This is a genomic window from Streptomyces eurythermus (assembly GCF_014649115.1).
Lineage (GTDB): Bacteria > Actinomycetota > Actinomycetes > Streptomycetales > Streptomycetaceae > Streptomyces > Streptomyces eurythermus.
The window spans coordinates 153,895-171,841 of the sequence record NZ_BMSK01000014.1 but is presented as its reverse complement, the minus strand read 5'-3'; the positions used below and the strand labels follow the sequence as shown (position 1 = coordinate 171,841).

The window sequence follows — 17,947 nt, the reverse complement described above, 5'->3', positions numbered from 1 at the left end:
GGTGGGACGCCATGCGTCGCGGTACCGGAGGTCCCGCGCGCGCCCCCTCACACATCCAGTCGGCTGATGCGCACCGCTCCCTGAGGCCGGCCCGGGCGGGCGCTGGTGAGGGTCAGGCGCAGCCGGGAGCCGCGGACCGGGTCGAAGGTGATGACGGTGGGGCTGTCGGAGGCGGTGGCCCACTGAGTCCTCGCCCCGGTCACCGGGACGTAGGCGTGCCCGTTCCACACCGCGACCTCGGCCCGCGCGGGCGGGGTGTGGCCCGCGTCGGCCGTGAAGGAGACGGCCACCCGGTCGAAGGTGCGGGCGCGCCCGAAGTCGACCGACACCCAGTCCTTCGCCCGGGCTCCGTCGAACGCGGGCAGCAGTGCGGTGGCCTGCTTGACGAAGGCGTTGGACCAGCCGGTGCCCGGATCGCCGTCCAGCATCGCGGCGGGCGGGGTGTCCGGGCGGCCGGAGTAGCTCGCGTCCGCGTACGGGTGGGCGGGCGGCGCAGGGTGGTCGGGGCGGAACACCGCGGGCGCCGTGGTCGCGGCGTGGCCGGCCGGGGTGGTGTGCAGGCGGACGGTGCCCGGGCGCAGGCCGGCCACCCGGGCGGTGACCTCGAGGGTGCCGGGCCGCGCGCCGGACCGGACGATGGCGAGCGCCTTGCCGTGGAAGGCGGTGCGGGTGCTCGCCTGGTAGCGCTCGGCGCTCTCCTGACGGCCGTTGTCGACGCCGGCCAGGGAGCCGCCCGAGACGTCGAAGGCGATGAGGTGGGCGGCGTCGGGCACGACGACCCCGTGCGCGTCGGTGATCTCGGCGGTGACGAAGGCGAGCGAACGGCCGTCGGCGGGGAGGGACGTGCGGTCGGCGGTGAGGCGTACGGCGTGCGGGGCGCCGGCCGTGCGCAGGACGTCGCCGGCGACGACCTTGCCGTCCCGCCGGGCCACCGCCCTCAGCTCGCCCGGCCGGTACGGCACCTTCCAGGTCAGGTGGAGTTTGCCGGCGCTGCCGTTGGGGCTGGTGTAACTGCCCGGGTAGGGGCCGTCGGTGAAGGTCTTGTCGTCGCCGGTGGGCTCGGTGGTCTCCAGGTAGGTGCGGCCGTCGGTGGTCTTCTTGACGTCGAACTCCCTCACGCCGAGGGACTTTCCGTCGAGGAACAGCTCGACCGTGGGCACGTTGGCGTACGCCCACACCTCGACGGTGTCGCCCTCCTCGTGGTTCCAGGTCATCGGCAGCAGGTGGACCATCGGCTCGGTCGTCCACTGGCTGCGGAACAGGTGGTACATGTCCTTGGGGAAGCCGGCCGTGTCGACGGCGCCGAAGAAGGACGCCTTCACCGGGAACACGTCGTACGGGGTCGGTTCGCCGATGTAGTCGATGCCGGACCACAGGAACTGGCCCGCGAACCACTTCCGGTCCCGGTCCTTCTTGTGCCCGTACTCGCCGCTCATCGTCCAGGAGGCGAGGTTGTTGTCGTAGGAGGAGACCTCCCGCCTGCCGGGGGTGTGGTTCTCGCCGGTGTTGAGGTGCTCCGGCTCCTGGTAGGCGCCCCGGGTGGAGGTCTCCGAGGAGGACTCGGACTCGAAGAGGAACAGGTGCGGGTAGGCGGCGTGCAGGGCGTCCACCGACTTGGCCGTGTTGTAGTTGAGGCCGAGGCCGTCGAGCTTGGCGAGCATCAGGTCGGCCGCCGAGCCCTTGGCGGGCGGCCGCCGGTACTTGTCGGAGCCGATGACGAGCGGCCGGGTGCCGTCGGCGGCCTTGATCGCGCCGATGATCCGGTCCGCCATGGCCAGGCCCGCGGTGGAGGTGGAGTCGGGGATCTCGTTGCCGATGGACCACAGCAGCACGGCCGGTGAGTTGCGGGCGGCCAGGACCATCTCGGTGGCGTCCTTCTCGCACCACTCGTCGAAGAACCGGCCGTAGTCGTAGCGCGTCTTGCCGGTGCGCCAGCAGTCGAAGGCCTCCACCAGCATCACGATGCCCAGTTCCTCGCAGACCCGGATCAGCTCCGGCGCGGGCGGGTTGTGCGAGGTGCGCAGGGCGTTGACGCCCATCGACTTCATGATCCGCAGCTGTCTGCGGACGGCGTCGGCGCTGATCGCGGCGCCGAGGGCGCCCTGGTCGTGGTGGAGGTCGACGCCCTTGATCTTGGCGGGGATGCCGTTGAGGGAGAAGCCCTCGTCGGGGTCGAAGCGGAAGGTACGGATACCGAAGGGGGTGCGGTAGGTGTCGGTGGTGCGGCCGGCCACGCGCAGCTCGGTGTGCAGGGTGTAGCGGTGCCCCGGGGTCGCGAAGTCCCACAACAGCGGGTCCTGGACGGTCAGTTCGTGGGTCGCGGCGGCCTCCCCCGCGGCGGCGACGGCGACCGTACCGTCCGTACGGGCCACGGTCCGGCCGTCGGGGCCGGTGATCCGGGACCTGATCTCCACGTCGGCGGCGGTGCCGGAGTCGTTGCGCACGGTCGTGCGCACCCGGACCAGCGCCCGGCCGGCCGAGACCTCCGGGGTGGTGACGTACGTCCCCCAGCGGGCGACGTGCACCGGCTCGGTGATCACCAGGCGGGCCTCGCGGTAGATGCCACTGCCGGAGTACCAGCGGCTGCTGGGCAGCTGGTTGCGCACCCGGACCGCGAGCACGTCGGGCGTGCTGCCGTCGGTGTGCACGAGATCGGTGAGGTCGAGGGCGAAGCCGGTGTAGCCGTAGGGGTGGCGGCCCGCCTCGGTGCCGTTGCAGTAGACGTGGGCATCCATGTAGACGCCGTCGAACTCCACCGAGATCCGCCGGCCGGCGCAGGAGCGCGGGAGGGTGAAGGCGAGCCGGTACCACCCGAGGCCGCCCGGGAGGAAGCCGGTGCCGCCGGTGGTGTTGTGCTCGGTGGTGGGGGTCTGCTCGATGCTCCAGTCGTGCGGTACGGCGACCTCGCGCCAGGCCGAGTCGTCGTGGTCCGGGCCGGCGGTCCGCGCCGGGTCGCCGGCCGGGTCGGTGGCGCCGACCGGGTCGGCCAGGTGGAACCGCCAGCCGTCCCGCAGCGGCACGGTGTGGCGTCCGCCGGCGCCGGACGCCTCGGCGGCGAGGGCGGCCGGGGCCGCCGCGAGGGCCGGGAGCGTTCCGGCCGCGGGTGCTGCCGCGGCTGTGACCAGGACCGACCTGCGCGTGACCGTCATAGCGGCTCTCCCCCATCGGGACTCGTCATGGACTCGTCATGACGGAGGGCTCCCGTCATGGCTCAGGGCTCAGGGCTCAGGGCTCAGGGCTCATCAGGAATCAGAACTACTCACAATTGATCGTGAACAAACAGATTCTGACGTCCCGCTCCACACGATCGTCAAGAGTGCGGACGTGCACGGCTGCCTCCGGCCCTGAACAGTCCGGATTTACCCCTGACCGGCCCCTGACCGTGTTCGACCGGTCGGCCGACCGGCCCCGGCGCCGCCGCTCACCGAGGGGCGTCACGCACTACGCTGGAACGCGAGTGGTGCCACCTGTTCACTGAGAGTGTGTGCGCTTGGGAGCGGCGACGATGAGCCGGGTCTATCCGTTCGACGACACGGGCACGGCACGGGCTGTCATCGGCGACGACGGCACCCTGACGGAGTGGAACGAGGGAGCCGTCCGCCTGCTCGGCCACCCGGCGGACGCCGTCATCGGCCGCCCCGCCGCCGACCTGCTGGCCGACGGCGCCCCCGCCCCGGCCGCGCCCCCCGGCCCACGCTGGGAGGGCACGCTCGGCCTGCGCCACCGCGACGGCCGTACCGTCCGCGTGTGGCTGCTCGCCCACCACCGTCCGCCGCACGACGGCGGGCCGGGCGACTGGCTCGTGGTCACCCCGCTCGCCGGCACCGAACCGCCCGCCGCCGACGACCCGCTCGCCGAGGCGGGCCTGATCCAGTCGCCCTGCGCGATCGCCGTGTACGACGACCGGCTGCGGCTGCGCCGGATGAACGAGGCGATGGCCGCCGTCGTCGGCCTGCCCGAGGAGCGGGTACGGGGGCTGCGGATCGCGGAGATCGGCGGCAAACCGCAGAGCGAGGAGCTGGAACGGGACCTGCTCAGGGTGCTGACCTCGGGCCGGCCGCTGGACGTGCAGACCTTCCTGCGCACCGGCGGCGAGGACCGGGCGCACGCCTGGCTGGCCCGGATGGCGCCGGTGCGGGACCGGGCGGGCCGGGTGCGGGGCGTGTCCATGGCCGCGCACGACATCACCGACAACCACCGTGCCCGGCAGCGGCTCCAGCTGGTCAACGAGGCCAGCGTGCGCATCGGGACCACGCTGGACGTCACCCGTACCGCCCAGGAGCTGGCGGACGTGTGCGTGCCCGCGCTCGCCGACTTCGTCACCATCGACCTGCTCGATCCGCAGGAGGGCTGCGCCGAGGCCCCGGCCCGCATCACCGCGCCGGTGCGGCTGCGCCGGATCGCCCAGCAGTCGGTGCTGCCCGGCGTACCGGAGACGCAGACCGGCCCCGGGCAGACGGAGCAGTACCCGGAGGCATCCCCGCAGGCGGACGCGCTGACCACGGGCCGCACCGTCGCCGTCCCGCCGGCCCCCGGCGCCGTCGACCGGGTACCGGCCCGGCCCGGCGCGGGCGGCACACCGGCGCGGGAGTCCGGCGTCCACTGCGCGCTGTCGGTGCCGATCCAGGCGCGCGGACTGACCCTGGGGGTCGCGGTGCTGTCCCGGCACCGGCGTCCGGAGGCGTTCACCCCGGACGACGTGCTGCTGGCCGAGGAGATCACCGCGCGGGCCGCCGTCTGCATCGACAACGCCCGCCGCTACTCACGCGAGCGGGAGACGGCGCTCGCGCTCCAGCGCAGCCTGCTGCCCCGCTCGCTGCCGCACACGGCCGCGCTGGAGGCCTGCTCCCGGTATCTGCCGGCCGCGCGCGCCGGGGTGGGCGGGGACTGGTTCGACGTGATCCCGCTGTCCGGGATGCGGGTCGCGATGGTCGTCGGGGACGTGGTCGGGCACGGCATCCGGGCCTCGGCCACCATGGGCCGGCTGCGCACCGCCGTGCGCACCCTGGCGGACATCGACCTGGCCCCGGACGAGCTGCTGACCCACCTGGACGACCTGGTGCTGCGGCTCTCGGACGAGTCCGGGACCGCGAGCGCCGGCGAGGCGGGCAGCCCCGGGGAACTCGGCGCCACCTGCCTGTACGCGGTCTACGACCCGGTGTCCCGGCGCTGCGCCCTGGCCCGCGCCGGGCACCCGCCGCCCGTGGTGCTGGAGCCGGGCGGCGCGCCCCGCGCGCTGGACCTGCCCGCCGGTCCCCCGCTGGGCCTGGGCGGGCTGCCGTTCGAGTCCGCCGAGGTGGAGCTGCCCGAGGGCACGGTCCTCGCGCTGTACACGGACGGGCTGGTGTGGTCCCGGGAGCGGGACCCGGAGACCAGCCGGGAGATGCTCCACGCGGCGCTCGGGGCGTACGCCGGCTCCCTGGACGAGACCTGCGACCGTGTCCTGCACACCCTGCTCCCCTACGGCGGCGCGCCCGACGACGTGGCCCTGCTGCTCGCCCGTACCCGGGGCCTGCCCGCCTCGCAGGTGGCGACCTGGGACATCCCCGCCGACCCGGCGCTGGTCGCGCCGATCCGCAAGCAGGTCGTGGAGCAGCTGTCCGACTGGTCGCTGAGCGAGGCGACGTTCACGACCGAGCTGGTGGTCAGCGAGCTGGTCACCAACGCCATCCGGTACGGCTCCCATCCCATCCGGCTCCGGCTGATCCATGACGCGAACACGCTGACCTGCGAGGTCTTCGACGCCAGCCACACCGCCCCGCATCTGCGCCGGGCCAAGGTGTTCGACGAGGGCGGCCGGGGCCTGCTGCTGGTCGCCCAGCTCACCCAGCGCTGGGGCAGCCGGCACACGGCGGAGGGCAAGACGATCTGGGCCGAGCTGCCGCTGTTCGAGCAGGACCGGTAGCCGCCGGGTCAGGCCGAGGCCGTCAGCCAGGGCCGTACCCGCCTGCGGGCCTCGTGCAGGCGGGACTTGAGGGTGCCGAGCGGGATGCCGGCGCGTTCGGCCGCCTCGGCGTAGTCGAGCTGGCAGATGTCCCGGTACACCAGCGGCGCGACCAGCTGCGGGTGTTCCCGCTCCAGCCGGTCCAGGGCCTCCAGCAGATCCACCCGCGAGCCGGCGATGACGCTGGTGGTGCGCGGATCGACGGCATGGGCGGGCTCGATGACGGCGGGCTGCTCGGCGGCCCGCCGTTTCAGCTCGCGGTACTTCTGCCGGCAGCAGTTGGCGACGACGGTGTACAGCCAGGTGCCGAAGCGGCTGCGGCCCTCGAACCCAGTGATGTGCCGGGCCACTTGGAGCAGCACGTCCTGGGCGGCCTCCTCGGCGTCCTCCCGGCAGGGCAGGAAGCGCCCGCAGCGGCGCACGGTCTCGGGCCGGATCTCGGTCAGCAGCAGCTCCAGGGCCGCGCCGTCGCCGGCGGCGGCGCGCCGGGCCAGTTCCTCGGTCGATGCCCCCTCCGGCACGGCCGGCCCCCTTCACGTCGGTCCCGGGCCAGGCATGATAGCCATATGCAGCCCCCGGAGCGGATCGGCCGCCACCGTCTCGAACGGCCGCTGGGCAGCGGCGCGTTCGCGCTGGTGTGGCTCGCCCACGACCCCGAGCTCCAGGCGCCGGTGGCGGTGAAGGTCCTCGCGGAGAACTGGGCGCACCGGCTCGATGTCCGCGAACGCTTCCTGGCCGAGGCGAGATTGCTGCGCCGGGCCGGTTCCAGCCGGGTGGTGCAGGTCTACGACATCGGTGAACTGCCGGACGGAAGACCGTACTTCGTGATGGAGTACGCCGGTGGCGGGAGCCTGGCCGAGCTGTCGGCGGGCGGGGCGCTGCCGGTGCCGGAGGCGCTGGCGCTGACCGCCGAGGCCGCGCGCGGGGCCGCCGAGCTGCACGAGGCGGGCATCGTGCACCGTGACATCAAGCCGGCCAATGTGCTGCTGCACACCGCCCGGGACGGCTCCCGGCGGGTGCTGCTGGCCGACCTGGGCCTGGCCAAGAGCCTCGCCCAGGCATCGGTGCTGACGCTGGCGGCGGGTTCGGCGGGGTACCGGCCGCCGGAGCAGGCCGAACCGGGGACGGGCATCGACGAGCGGGCGGACGTCTACAGCCTGGGCGCGGTCGGCTACGAGCTGCTCACCGGGACCGTACCGGGCCCGCCGGGGAAGGTGGTGCCGCCCCGGCGGCTGCGGCCGGAGCTGGGCGAGGACGTGGAACGGGCGCTGCTGCGCGCGCTGGAGCCGGACCGGGCGCGGCGCTGGCCGGGCGCCCTGGCGTTCGCGCGGGAGCTGGACCGGCTGGCCGCGCGGCCCCCGGCGCCGCCCGCCCGGCGGCTGGACCGGCTGCGCGCCCGGCTCGGCCCGGTGACCCTGGCCCTCGCCGCGGTCCTCGCCGCCGGCGCCGCGGCGGTCACGGTGACCGTGGCGGCGCACCGGGACGGCGGCGGGCCGGAGCGGGTGCGGATCACGGACGCCGGCGGGCGGGTGACGCTCACGGTGCCCGCCGGCTGGGGCCGCGAGCTGCGCGGCTCCGGCTGGGACCCGCGGGTGCTCGGGCTGGCGGCGGGGCGCGAGCCGGGCCTGGTGGTGGCCGACGACCTGTCCCGCTGGCCCGACCTGACGGCGCCCGTGGACGGGGCGTTCGTCGGTGTCAGCCCGCGTGGCGGCGTCACCGCCGGGGTCGAGGCGCTCAGCCACCCCGGCTGCCGCTACCGGGGCGCCCGCGGCTTCACCGACGCCCGCTGGCACGGGCTGGTCCGCTCCTGGAGCGGCTGCCCGGACGGCGGCTCGGTCACCGAGTCCGCGCTGGCCCCGGCGGGCGGTGCCGGCCGGCCGCAGGTCTATGTGCAGATACGCCAACGGGGTGACGGCGACGCGACCGACGGCGTACTGCGTTCGCTGCGGGTGGCCTGAACGGCGCCTGCCGAGGGGCGAATCGGGGAAAAGAACCCGCGTGCCCCGAACTTTTCCGGCGGTCCGCGCATCGGACGGGGAGAAACGGCGCACCCGGCGCCCCAGGCACGCACCCCGGTCGCGTGCCACGACCCTTCAGGAGTGTTGAGCGACATGGTGCACACCCCCCGTCCCGCGCGGCGCGGGGCCCTGCTCGTGAGCACGGCCGCCGTGCTGGGCCTGCTGGCCGGCTGCGGCAACGGCAGCGGCGAGGACGTCCGCAGCGAACCGCCGGCCAGTTCCGCCGGTACGGCCGCCCCCGCGCGGGAGACCCCGAGCCCCTCGGCGTCCGCCCCGGCCGCCTCCTCCGCCCCCGTCTCCTCCGCCCCCGCCCGCACCGCCTCGCCGGCCCCGCCGGGGACGACGGCGCCTTCGGGCGGCACGACGGCCGCGCCCGCGACGCCCGCGGGCGGCTCCCGCTGCCACACCTCCGAGTTGCGGGCCTCGGTGGGCCGCAACGACCCGGGTGCCGGCCAGGAGAACTTCCCGCTGGTGCTCACCAACACCTCGGGCCGCACCTGCACCCTGCGCGGCTATCCGGGCGCGGCCTTCGTCAACGCCTCCGGCGGTCAGCTCGGCGCCGATCCCCGGCGGACACCGGGCACCCCGGTCACCGTCACGGTCCGGCCGGGGCAGAGCGCCTGGGCGGGGCTGACCTTCTCCAACCCCGAGGTCAGCGGGGCGCGGTCGGCCGCACCGGCCGCGCTGCTGGTCACCCCGCCGGACGAACGGGACCCGCTGCGGGCGGCCTGGCCGGGCGGCCCGGTCCCGGTCTCCGGCACCGCCTCGTCCGTCCGGCTGACGGTGCTGAGCCCGGGTACGGGCCCCTGACCGCACCCCGGCCGAGTCCCTGACCGGACCCTCACCGAGCCCCTGAGCGGTCCTTGGCCTCCGGTCTGTTTTCATGGGCGGGCAACTCCGTGATCACTTCGGAAGGACTCGCCCTGAACACCCCGCTCGCCGCGGCCCTGTCCGCCGCTCTGCTGGTCGCCGTGCTGGCCTGGGCCGTCGTACGGCCCTTCGGGTGGCCGGAGGCGGTCATGGCCGTCCCCGCCGCCGGAATCGCGGTGGCCACCGGCGCCCTCTCCCTCGGGCACGCCCGCGCCGAGGCCGAACGGCTCGGCCCGGTGGTCGGCTTCCTGGCGGCGGTGCTGGTGATCGCCCACTTCTGCGACGTGGAAGGGCTGTTCCAGGCGTGCGGGGCCTGGATGGCCCGGTGGGCGGCCGGCCGTCCGGTGCGGCTGCTGTCCGCCGTGTTCGCGCTGGCGTCGGCGATCACCGCCGTGCTCAGCCTGGACGCGACGATCGTGCTTCTCACCCCGGTGGTGTTCGCCACGGCCGCGCGCACCGGCGTACGGCCCAAACCGCATGTGTACGCCTGCACGCACCTGTCGAACACGGCCTCGCTGCTGCTGCCGGTGTCCAATCTGACGAACCTGCTGGCGTTCGCGGCGAGCGGGCTGAGCTTCACCCGGTTCGCGGCGCTGATGGCCCTGCCGTGGCTGGCCGCGATCGGTGTCGAGTACCTGGTGTTCCGGCGGTTCTTCGCCCGCGACCTCGCCGCGGCGGCCCCGGCGGACCGGGCCGCCGGCGCCCCGCCACGACTGCCGCTGTTCGCGCTGGTGACCGTGGGCTGCACGCTGGCCGGGTTCGTGGTGGCGTCGCTGTTCGGCGTCGAGCCGGCCTGGGTGGCGGCCGGGGGCGCGCTGGTGCTGGCCGGGCGGGCGCTGGCGCGGCGCCGGGCGACCCCGCTGACGGTCCTGCGGGCGGCGTCCCCTGCCTTCCTGGCGTTCGTCCTGGCGCTGGGCGTGGTGGTGCGGGCGGTGGTCGACAACGGGCTCGCGGACGTGCTGGGGCATGTCATGCCGGACGGCACCGGGCTCGCCGCGCTGCTCGCCACCGCCGCGCTGGCCGCGCTGCTGGCCAACCTGATCAACAACCTGCCGGCGGTGCTGGTCCTGCTGCCGCTGGCGGCCCCGGCCGGGCCCGGCGTGGTCCTCGCGGTGCTGCTCGGGGTGAACATCGGCCCGAACCTCACCTACGCCGGATCGCTGGCCACCCTGCTGTGGCGGCGGATCGTGCACCAGCACGAGCACGACGTGAACCTCGGGGAGTTCACCCGGCTCGGTCTGCTCGCCGTGCCGTCGTCCCTCGCGGTCGCGGTCGTGGCACTGTGGGGATCGTTGCTGGTTCTGTGAGCGGTGGGCGGGTGTCGTCCCGTAGCGCACACGGCGGCGGGAGGTTCGGCGGATGCGGGTGATCGCCTGGCTGGTGGAGGGCACCTGGCCGGCCTGTGTGGACGCGGTGCGCGCGCACGCGCCGGAGGCCGCCGAGGTGGTGCTGCTCCATGTGAGCGGACCCGAGGTGCCGGCGGTGGCGCACGGGGCCTTCGACGGGCTGCTCGGCCGCGGCCACCGGCCGGGGCACCGCCCGGCCGAGGGCTGGGAGCGGGATCCGGGGGACCGGCTGGAGGCGCTCGGCGACACCTCGGCGTCCGCGCTGCTGGACGCGGCGGCCCGTCGGCTGGGCCGGCCCTGTGTGCGCGAGGAGCGGTCGGGCCGGGCCGAGCGGGAGGTGGTGGCCGCCGCCGAGGGGGCGGGGCTGCTGGTGCTGGCGCGGGACGGGGACCGGTCCCGGCTCGGGCCGAAGAGCCTCGGCCCCGCCGTCCGGTTCGCCGTCGACCACGCGCCCTGCCCGGTCCTGCTGGTGTGGCCGGAACCGGCCCCCGGTCTGACCACGATTCCGCCACCGCCACCGCACCACCAGCCGTGATCCCGCGGCACGGCAGGAACGTCCGTCACAGGACGGCGGGCTCGTACCGGACAGCCGCGCGGACCGGTCGGTGACGGCACGGCCACCCGCTCCGCCCGCGCGCCGCGGCGCTGTCCGTCACGGCCGCCCGGCCCGGTGTGCCCGCCGGCCCGGCCCGGCGGTCAGTGGCCGCTGACCGCGCGCGGGGTGTACGGCCGCTGGAGCTCCTCGATCTCCTCGGCGGTCAGCTCCAGTTCGACGGCGGCCACCGCGTCCTCTAGGTGCCGCGGCTTGGCGGCGCCGACGATCGGCGCCGTCACGGTGTCCTGGTGCAGCAGCCAGGCGAGGGCCACCTGGGCGCGCGGCACGCCCCGGCCGGCCGCGATCCGGGTGACCGCCTCGACGATCGCGCGGTCACTCTCCAGGTACAGCCGGCTGCCGAAGTCGTCGGTGGCGCTGCGTCCGGTGACGGTGCCCCAGTCGCGGGTGAGCCGGCCCCGGGCGAGCGGGCTCCACGGCAGCACCCCGACGCCCTGGTCCGCGCACAGGGGCAGCATCTCCCGCTCCTCCTCGCGGTAGAGCAGGTTGTAGTGGTTCTGCATGGAGACGAACTTGGTCCAGCCGTGCCGCTCGGCGGTGTACTGCGCCTTGGCGAACTCCCACGCGTACATCGAACTGGCGCCGAGGTAGCGGACCTTGCCCGCCTTGACCAGGTCGTGCAGCGCCTCCATCGTCTCCTCGACGGGGGTGGCGTGGTCGTAGCGGTGGATCTGGTAGAGGTCGACGTAGTCGGTGCCGAGGCGGCGCAGGCTGTGGTCGATCTCGGTCATGATGGCCTTGCGGGACAGCCCGGCGCCGTTGGGGCCCGGCCGCATCCGGCCGTGCACCTTCGTGGCCAGCACGATCTCGTCACGGCGGGCGAAGTCCCGCAGGGCCTTGCCGACGATCTCCTCGCTGGTGCCGTCGGAGTAGACGTTCGCGGTGTCGAAGAAGTTGACGCCCGCCTCGAGCGCCTGCCGGATCAGCGGCCGGGACGCCTCCTCGTCGAGCGTCCACTCGTGCGTGCCGCGGTCCGGCACCCCGTACGTCATACAGCCCAGACAGATCCGCGACACGTCCAGGCCCGTCGAACCGAGCTTCACGTACTGCATCGTTACTGCTCCTGCCGTCGAGACGATGATCACCGGCGAGCCTACGACGTGGCCGGGGAAGCGAACTTGACGACGGGAGCGTACGGACGATTTGATCCTGGACGTGCCGCGCCGCCCGGCGTGGGCAGGATGGAGCGGACTTGCCCCCCATGGGTGATCCCCGCGTCCGGAGGCCGCGTACGGCCCTGGGCGCCTTGGCAGCGGCCCTGGTCGTCGCGGTGTCGGCACTGGCCGGCTGCGCCTCCGGCGACCGGGACGAGGACGGTTCCGGCAGGCCCGCCGCGGTGCGGCTGCCCCCGAAGGGTGCCGGCTTCGACTACCAGATCGGCGGCGCCTACCCGCCGCCCAAGGGCGTGCGCGTGGTCAGCCGCGACCGGTCCGACTCCCCCGCCCCGGGCCTGTACAACATCTGCTACGTCAACGCGTTCCAGGCCCAGCCGGCCGAGCGCTCCTCCTGGCCGGCCGATCTGCTGCTCCGTGACGGGCGCGGCAGGCTCGTCATCGACGAGGACTGGGACGAGCCGCTGCTGGACATCCGCACCCCGGCCAAGCGGGAGCGGATCGCGAAGCGGGTGAACGGCTGGATCGACGGCTGCGCGGACAAGGGCTTCGACGCCGTCGAGCCCGACAACTACGACAGCTACACCCGCTCCGGCAAACTGCTGACCACGGCCGACGCGACCGCGTTCATGGCCCTGCTGTCCCGGCACGCGCACGCCCGGCACCTGGCCATCGCGCAGAAGAACACCGCCGAACTGGCCGCGCGGCGCGAGCGGGCCGGACTGGACTTCGCGGTGGCGGAGGAGTGCGGCCAGTACGACGAGTGCGGGGTGTACGCCAAGGCGTTCGACGACCGGGTGGTGGACATCGAGTACACCGACCGCGGTCTGGACGCGGCCCTCGCCCGCTGGGGCGGCCGGCTGAGCATCGTCCGCCGGGACCGTGACGTGTCCACCCCGGGCAGCGCGGCCTACGTCCGCGCGGTGCGGTAGGGAAACCGCCACGGCGGTACGGCGGGGCCGGGGCCGCGCCGTACCGTCGTACCCGTCAGGCGGAGCGCTCCCGTACGGTGATGGCGCTGACCGGGCAGGCGCGGGCGGCCTCCCGGGCCATCGGGTCGGTGACGCCGTTCTCCTGGCCTGGCAGCAGGGTGCTGTAGCCGTCGTCGTCCTGGATGAAGACGCCCGGTGCCGCCAGCGCGCACTGCCCGGCGCCGATACAGACGTCCTGGTCGATGTCGATGTCCATGTGCATGAGCGAAGCCTCTTACCAGGTAACGGGGAGTTCCAGCATCCCCTGGACCGTGTCGCCCGGTTTGAAGGGGATCTCCTCGGCCGGGGCGGCAAGACGCAGCCCGGGCAGCCGGGTGAACAGGCTACCGAGGGCGATCTCCAGTTCCGCGCGGGCCAGGTTCTGGCCCAGGCACTGGTGGATACCGAAGCCGAACGCCACGTGGTGCCGGTCGGCGCGGTGGAAGTCCAGGTCGTCGGGGTCTTCGTAGACGGCCGTGTCCCGGTTGATGACCGAGGTGGAGAAGAGGACGCCCTCACCGGCCCGGATGGTGATGCCGTCGATCTCGATGTCCTCCAGCGCCAGCCGTTGCAGCCCCTCGGCGATGGACAGCATCCGCAGCAGTTCCTCGACGACGGCGGGCAGCAGTGACGGGTCGGCGCGCAGCTCGGCCAGCCGTTCAGGGTGCTGGAGCAGGGTGTAGGTGCCCAGGGAGATCATGTTGGCGGTCGTCTCGTGCCCGGCGACCAGCAGGATGACGGCGAGCGACACCAGGACGCTCCGGTCCAGCTCGCCCGCGCGGAGCCGGTTGTGGACCAGGTCGTCCAGAATGCCGTCGCCCGGCTCGGCCTCCTTGGCCTTGGCGTCGATCAGGTCGCCGAGGTACGCCTCCAGCCGGTCCCGGGCGTCCGTGGTGTCCGCGCCGGTCGGGCCGCGCAGCAGCCGGCGGGACTGTTCCTCGAAGAACTCGTGGTCGGCGTAGGGCACGCCGAGCAGTTCGCAGATGACCATGGACGGCACGGGCAGCGCGAAGGCGGACACGAGGTCGGCGACCGGCCCCCGGGCGATCATGGCGTCCAGCAGTTCGTCGACGATCCGCTGGATCCAGGGGCGCTGTGCGGTGGCGCGTTTGAGGGTGAACGACGGGATGAGCAGCCGGCGCTGCCGGTGGTGTTCGGGGTCGTCCAGCCCGAGCAGGGCCAGCGTGCGGTCGCGGCCGGCCGCGAAGCGGGGGGTGGGCACGGGGAAGCCGTCGCGGCGGCGGTCGGTGGACAGCCGGGGGTCGGCGAGCAGGGCGCGGGCGGTGGCCTGGGCGGTGACCAGCCAGACCTCGCGGCCGTCGTAGAGGGTGACGCGGGACAGGGGTCGCCCGTCGCGCAGCGGGTCGTATCCGGTGGGGGGATGGTAGGGACAGGTGCGGTCCTGGGGGAATGCGACGGTTTCGGCCTGGGCAGCCGGGCCGGTGATGTCCGTCAGTTCCGTCATGGAAAGACCTCGCAGACGAGTGAGGTGCGTCGTGCCGATCTTCATTAGATGCCCCAGGCATCTATAGGTCGACGGGAAGTTCGGCCACTTCGGCGGCCTTCGCCATCTGGCCGAAGTACCCCGCCTCCGGGAGCGAGAACCAGCCACCCCTCAGGCCGGTCCCGCGCGGCAGCCGCCCGACGACGAAACACGGCGTGGCGGCGCGGCCGGCGGACATGGGCAACCGCCCCGTGCGGTAAGGATGTTTCCGGCGGCCACGGTTGTTGACGGCCGTGGCGGACGACCGCCGGACGGATGAAAGGAATCGGAGCCCATGCCTCTTGAGGGCGAGTACGAGCCCAGCCCGGAACAGTGGGTGCGCGAGCAGGTCGAGTTGTACGAGAGTTCGGGCGGGACGAAGGGGACGACGCTGCTCGACACCGGGCTGCCGGTGATCGTGCTGACCACCCGGGGCGCGAAGAGCGGCAAGCTCCGCAAGACACCGCTGATGCGGGTGGAGCACGACGGCCGGTACGCGGTGGTCGCCTCCGTCGGCGGTGCGCCCAAGCACCCGGTCTGGTACTTCAACGTCAAGGCCGACCCGCACGTCGAGCTGCAGGACGGCCCGGTGAAGCGGGACATGCGGGCCCGTGAGATCACCGGGGCGGAGAAGGCCGACTGGTGGGAGCGGGCCGTGGCCGCGTTCCCGCCGTACGCCGACTACCAGAAGAAGACCTCCCGGGAGATCCCCGTCTTCGTGCTGGAACCGCTCGACGAGGACTCCCCGGGCCAGAGCTGATTTCCGGCCGCCGACCGCTGCGTTTCAGAAAAATCTGTTCTGGGCGCGTGTGAAGCGGTCCGGCGCCGGGCACTCCTTCGTCAGGCCCCGCCGCGTTCCCCCGTCGCGGCGGGGCTTTCCGCTGCCCCGTCCGCGGACCCGTCCGTGACGTCGAGAAAGATCTGGCCGACGTCCGGGAACGTCCGGGCCAGGGACCGCTTGATACGGTCGGCGACCTCCTCGACGCGCTCGCTGTCCAGGCCCGGCACCAGGTCGATACGGGCCGCGACCAGGGTGGAGTCAAGGCCCAGCTTCATGGTGAACAGCGCCTCCACGCTGTCGATCTCCGGCTGTGCCCGCAGCAGCGCCCCGATCCGGCCGCTCAGCTCCGGGTCGGCGGCCTCCCCGATCAGCTGGTCCCGGGCGTCGCGGCCGAGCCGGTAGGCGACGTAGACCAGCAGCACCCCGATGGCCAGCGAGGCGGACGCCTCCCAGGCGGCCTGCCCGGTCACCATGTGCAGGGCCATGCCCACCAGGGCGAGGGTCACGCCGAGGACCGCCGTGCCGTCCTCGGCCACCACCGTGCGCAGCGCGGGGTCGCGCAGCCCGCCGCCCTGCCGGCGCACCTGGTGCACGGCCCGCAGCAGCGAGCCGCCCTCGGCGACCAGCGCCACGCCCAGCACGATCAGGCCCGCCACATAGCCGCTGAACTCCTCCTCGGCGCCGCCGCGCAGCGCCTCGATGCCCTGGAAGAACGAGAAGCAGCCGCCCATGACGAAGATGCCCACGGCGGCGAGCAGGGACCAGAAGAAGCGTTCCTTGCCGTAGCCGAACGGGTGCCGGGTGTCGGCCGGTCGGCGGCTGCGGCTCAGGGCGGCCAGCAGGAAGACCTCGTTGAGGCTGTCGGCGACCGAGTGCGCGGCCTCCGACAGCAGCGCGGGCGAGCCGGCCAGCACACCACCGGCCGCCTTGGCGACGGCGATCACCAGATTGGCCGCGAGCGCGACGAGAACGGTGACCCTGGTGGACCGGTCACCCTCGGCACCGGCCGGGGAGCCGGGGCCACGAGGGGTATCGGGGCCGGCGTGGGGGTCGGGGCCGGGGCCGGCGCCTGTGTGGCCGCCGGTGTCGGAGGCGCTGTGTCCACCGGCGCCGGATTCGATGTGTTCACCGGCGCCGGTGCGGCCGCCGGTTCCGTCGCGGCGGTGCGGCGGGCCACCGTGTCCGGCGTGGGCCCCTGGCGCGCCCGGAGGGGCGCCGTGGGCCGGCCGGTGGGTGTCGCTGCCGTCCGTACGCGCGGCTGTCTCCCGGTTCGAGGATGTTCCGCTCACCTATCGCCGCTTGCCCCCGACCGTGCGCATCACACCGTGCGCTCCGCGCCAAACGGGGAACGCGTGGTCCAGGAGCAACCGGCCGGCGAGCGAGGAGGAGACATGGGCGGCGACGGCAACAGCGCCTACGGGCACCGGACGTTCACCAGGTCCCGGAGCCACTTCGACGACCGCATCACCGCCGACGGCCGGGACGGCTGGCCGGTGCGGGCCGGCCGTTACCGGCTGGTGGTCTCGCGTGCCTGTCCGTGGGCGAGCCGCGCGGTGATCTCGCGCCGGCTGCTGGGCCTGGAGGACGCGCTGTCGCTGGCGGTCGCCGACCCGGTCCAGGACGACCGCAGCTGGCGGTTCACCCTGGACCCGGACGGCCGGGACCCGGTGCTCGGCATCCGGTTCCTGAGCGAGGCATACGACCGGCGGGAGACCGGCTGCCCGGGCGGCGTCAGCGTGCCCGCGATCGTGGACGTCCCCAGCGGGCGGCTGGTCACCAACGACTATCAGCGCATCACCCTGGACCTGGCCACCGAGTGGACCGCCCTGCACCGCCCCGGCGCGCCGGACCTGTACCCGGCCGCCCGGCGCGCGGAGATCGACGAGGTGATGGCCGAGGTGTACGAGGACGTGAACAACGGGGTCTACCGGGCCGGGTTCGCCACCCGGCAGCGGGAGTACGAGGAGGCGTGCGCGGCCGTCTTCCGGCGGCTGGAAGTGATCGGCGAGCGGCTGTCCCGGCAGCGTTATCTGGTCGGTGACACCCTTACGGAAGCGGACATCCGGCTGTTCACCACCCTCGTCCGGTTCGACGCCGTCTACCACGGCCACTTCAAGTGCAACCGCTGGAAGCTGGCGGAGCACCCGGTGCTGTGGGCGTATGCCCGTGACCTGTTCCAGACGCCGGGTTTCGGAGACACGGTCGATTTCGACCACATCAAGCGGCACTACTACCAGGTGCACACCGGCATCAACCCCACCGGGATCGTGCCGCTCGGCCCGGACCTCGGCGGCTGGCTGACCGAGCACCACCGGGCGGAGCTGGGCGGCCGGCCGTTCGGTGACGGCACGCCGCCGGGGCCGGTGCCGCCGGGCGAACGGGTGGCCCCGCGGGGGCGGCCCGCATGAGGGCCTCCCGACGAGGAAGGAGTCACACATGGCCAAGAAGGACAAGCACAAGAAGAAGAAGCTCCCGATCGTCTACCAGCCGTTCGGTTTCGCGCTCAGCTGGGCGGGCGGCGCGCTGGCCGGGCTGGCGTTCCGCAAGGCGTGGAAGGCGATCCGGCACGAGGACGACGCGCCCGACGCGCTGGACCCGGACCGCGGCTGGGGCGAGATCCTGCTGGCGGCGGCGGTCCAGGGGGCGATCTTCGCGGTGGTGCGCAGCGCCGTGGACCGCACCGGCGCCAAGGCCATCGCCCGCTCGACGGGCGTGTGGCCGACGACGGACAAGGGCGGCCGGGACTGACCACGGCCGGCAGCCAGGGCTGAGCGACGCCGGCCCGGGGCGGGGCCGGGGCCGACCGGCG

General features: G+C 74.1%; 16 protein-coding genes. 9 read left to right on the top strand and 7 right to left on the bottom strand.

Going from position 1 to position 17,947, the window contains the following annotated elements; translation table 11 throughout:
- Positions 1-47: 47 nt before the first annotated feature.
- Positions 48-3,149 (bottom strand): glycoside hydrolase family 2 TIM barrel-domain containing protein, encoded by a 3,102-nt coding sequence (locus tag IE251_RS26425; protein ID WP_189755513.1) that lies wholly within the window; start codon positions 3,147-3,149, stop codon positions 48-50.
- Between the two features lie 356 nt (positions 3,150-3,505).
- Here IE251_RS26425 and IE251_RS26420 point away from each other — a divergent pair, with 356 nt between their 5' ends.
- The gene (locus IE251_RS26420; RefSeq protein ID WP_189755512.1) at positions 3,506-5,905 is read left to right on the top strand and encodes a SpoIIE family protein phosphatase; all 2,400 of its coding nucleotides are present in this window, start codon (positions 3,506-3,508) and stop codon (positions 5,903-5,905) included.
- A gap of 8 nt (positions 5,906-5,913) precedes the next feature.
- Here the strand turns inward: IE251_RS26420 and IE251_RS26415 are convergent, their stop codons facing one another.
- On the bottom strand, positions 5,914-6,465 hold the full coding sequence (locus IE251_RS26415) for an RNA polymerase sigma factor (protein WP_189755511.1): 552 nt from the start codon (positions 6,463-6,465) through the stop codon (positions 5,914-5,916).
- Between the two features lie 45 nt (positions 6,466-6,510).
- On the opposite strand from IE251_RS26415, the gene IE251_RS26410 reads away from it, so the two are divergent.
- The 4 genes from IE251_RS26410 (at position 6,511) to IE251_RS26395 (ending at position 10,713) form a co-directional block, all read left to right on the top strand.
- A complete protein-coding gene (locus tag IE251_RS26410) occupies positions 6,511-7,902 on the top strand; it encodes a serine/threonine-protein kinase (protein WP_189755510.1) in 1,392 nt (463 codons plus the stop codon).
- A 153-nt stretch (positions 7,903-8,055) separates the two neighbouring features.
- Positions 8,056-8,772: a DUF4232 domain-containing protein gene (locus tag IE251_RS26405; RefSeq protein ID WP_189755509.1), complete on the top strand. Its 717-nt coding sequence runs from the start codon at positions 8,056-8,058 to the stop codon at positions 8,770-8,772.
- Positions 8,773-8,861: 89 nt separating this feature from the next.
- Positions 8,862-10,139 (top strand): SLC13 family permease, encoded by a 1,278-nt coding sequence (locus tag IE251_RS26400; RefSeq protein ID WP_373302050.1) that lies wholly within the window; start codon positions 8,862-8,864, stop codon positions 10,137-10,139.
- Positions 10,140-10,191: 52 nt separating this feature from the next.
- A complete protein-coding gene (locus tag IE251_RS26395; protein ID WP_189755508.1) occupies positions 10,192-10,713 on the top strand; it encodes a universal stress protein in 522 nt (173 codons plus the stop codon).
- Between the two features lie 161 nt (positions 10,714-10,874).
- On the opposite strand, the gene IE251_RS26390 is transcribed toward IE251_RS26395, so the two are convergent.
- On the bottom strand, positions 10,875-11,843 hold the full coding sequence (locus IE251_RS26390; RefSeq protein WP_189755507.1) for an aldo/keto reductase: 969 nt from the start codon (positions 11,841-11,843) through the stop codon (positions 10,875-10,877).
- Between the two features lie 149 nt (positions 11,844-11,992).
- Between IE251_RS26390 and IE251_RS26385 the strand changes: the two genes are divergently transcribed.
- Positions 11,993-12,835, top strand: coding sequence for an endo alpha-1,4 polygalactosaminidase (locus IE251_RS26385; RefSeq protein WP_189755506.1), 843 nt, complete (start codon positions 11,993-11,995; stop codon positions 12,833-12,835).
- Between the two features lie 55 nt (positions 12,836-12,890).
- Here the strand turns inward: IE251_RS26385 and IE251_RS26380 are convergent, their stop codons facing one another.
- The 3 genes from IE251_RS26380 to IE251_RS26370 all read right to left on the bottom strand — a co-directional run bounded on the left by IE251_RS26380 (position 12,891) and on the right by IE251_RS26370 (position 14,556).
- Entirely contained in the window at positions 12,891-13,091 is a 201-nt protein-coding gene (locus IE251_RS26380; protein WP_189755569.1) for a ferredoxin, read from the bottom strand.
- A gap of 18 nt (positions 13,092-13,109) precedes the next feature.
- Complete coding sequence (locus IE251_RS26375) at positions 13,110-14,339, bottom strand: cytochrome P450 (protein ID WP_189755505.1); 1,230 nt, start codon at positions 14,337-14,339, stop codon at positions 13,110-13,112.
- Positions 14,340-14,400: 61 nt separating this feature from the next.
- On the bottom strand, positions 14,401-14,556 hold the full coding sequence (locus IE251_RS26370) for a hypothetical protein (RefSeq protein WP_189755504.1): 156 nt from the start codon (positions 14,554-14,556) through the stop codon (positions 14,401-14,403).
- Between the two features lie 96 nt (positions 14,557-14,652).
- Between IE251_RS26370 and IE251_RS26365 the strand changes: the two genes are divergently transcribed.
- Entirely contained in the window at positions 14,653-15,117 is a 465-nt protein-coding gene (locus IE251_RS26365) for a nitroreductase family deazaflavin-dependent oxidoreductase (protein ID WP_189755503.1), read from the top strand.
- Between the two features lie 80 nt (positions 15,118-15,197).
- On the opposite strand, the gene IE251_RS26360 is transcribed toward IE251_RS26365, so the two are convergent.
- Entirely contained in the window at positions 15,198-16,259 is a 1,062-nt protein-coding gene (locus IE251_RS26360; protein ID WP_189755568.1) for a cation diffusion facilitator family transporter, read from the bottom strand.
- Between the two features lie 270 nt (positions 16,260-16,529).
- Between IE251_RS26360 and IE251_RS26355 the strand changes: the two genes are divergently transcribed.
- The gene (locus IE251_RS26355; protein ID WP_189755502.1) at positions 16,530-17,546 is read left to right on the top strand and encodes a glutathione S-transferase family protein; all 1,017 of its coding nucleotides are present in this window, start codon (positions 16,530-16,532) and stop codon (positions 17,544-17,546) included.
- A 28-nt stretch (positions 17,547-17,574) separates the two neighbouring features.
- On the top strand, positions 17,575-17,886 hold the full coding sequence (locus IE251_RS26350) for a DUF4235 domain-containing protein (protein ID WP_189755501.1): 312 nt from the start codon (positions 17,575-17,577) through the stop codon (positions 17,884-17,886).
- Positions 17,887-17,947: the final 61 nt, after the last annotated feature.

Excerpts from the sequence above, each read along its gene's own strand:
- IE251_RS26425 (WP_189755513.1), bottom strand. The coding sequence starts at position 3,149 with ATGACGGTCACGCGCAGGTCGGTCCTGGTCACAGCCGCGGCAGCACCC.
- IE251_RS26420 (WP_189755512.1), top strand. The coding sequence starts at position 3,506 with ATGAGCCGGGTCTATCCGTTCGACGACACGGGCACGGCACGGGCTGTC.
- IE251_RS26410 (WP_189755510.1), top strand. The coding sequence starts at position 6,511 with ATGCAGCCCCCGGAGCGGATCGGCCGCCACCGTCTCGAACGGCCGCTG.
- IE251_RS26405 (WP_189755509.1), top strand. The coding sequence starts at position 8,056 with ATGGTGCACACCCCCCGTCCCGCGCGGCGCGGGGCCCTGCTCGTGAGC.
- IE251_RS26395 (WP_189755508.1), top strand. The coding sequence starts at position 10,192 with ATGCGGGTGATCGCCTGGCTGGTGGAGGGCACCTGGCCGGCCTGTGTG.
- IE251_RS26390 (WP_189755507.1), bottom strand. The coding sequence starts at position 11,843 with ATGCAGTACGTGAAGCTCGGTTCGACGGGCCTGGACGTGTCGCGGATC.
- IE251_RS26385 (WP_189755506.1), top strand. The coding sequence starts at position 11,993 with ATGGGTGATCCCCGCGTCCGGAGGCCGCGTACGGCCCTGGGCGCCTTG.
- IE251_RS26380 (WP_189755569.1), bottom strand. The coding sequence starts at position 13,091 with ATGGACATCGACATCGACCAGGACGTCTGTATCGGCGCCGGGCAGTGC.
- IE251_RS26375 (WP_189755505.1), bottom strand. The coding sequence starts at position 14,339 with ATGACGGAACTGACGGACATCACCGGCCCGGCTGCCCAGGCCGAAACC.
- IE251_RS26370 (WP_189755504.1), bottom strand. The coding sequence starts at position 14,556 with ATGTCCGCCGGCCGCGCCGCCACGCCGTGTTTCGTCGTCGGGCGGCTG.
- IE251_RS26365 (WP_189755503.1), top strand. The coding sequence starts at position 14,653 with ATGCCTCTTGAGGGCGAGTACGAGCCCAGCCCGGAACAGTGGGTGCGC.
- IE251_RS26355 (WP_189755502.1), top strand. The coding sequence starts at position 16,530 with ATGGGCGGCGACGGCAACAGCGCCTACGGGCACCGGACGTTCACCAGG.
- IE251_RS26350 (WP_189755501.1), top strand. The coding sequence starts at position 17,575 with ATGGCCAAGAAGGACAAGCACAAGAAGAAGAAGCTCCCGATCGTCTAC.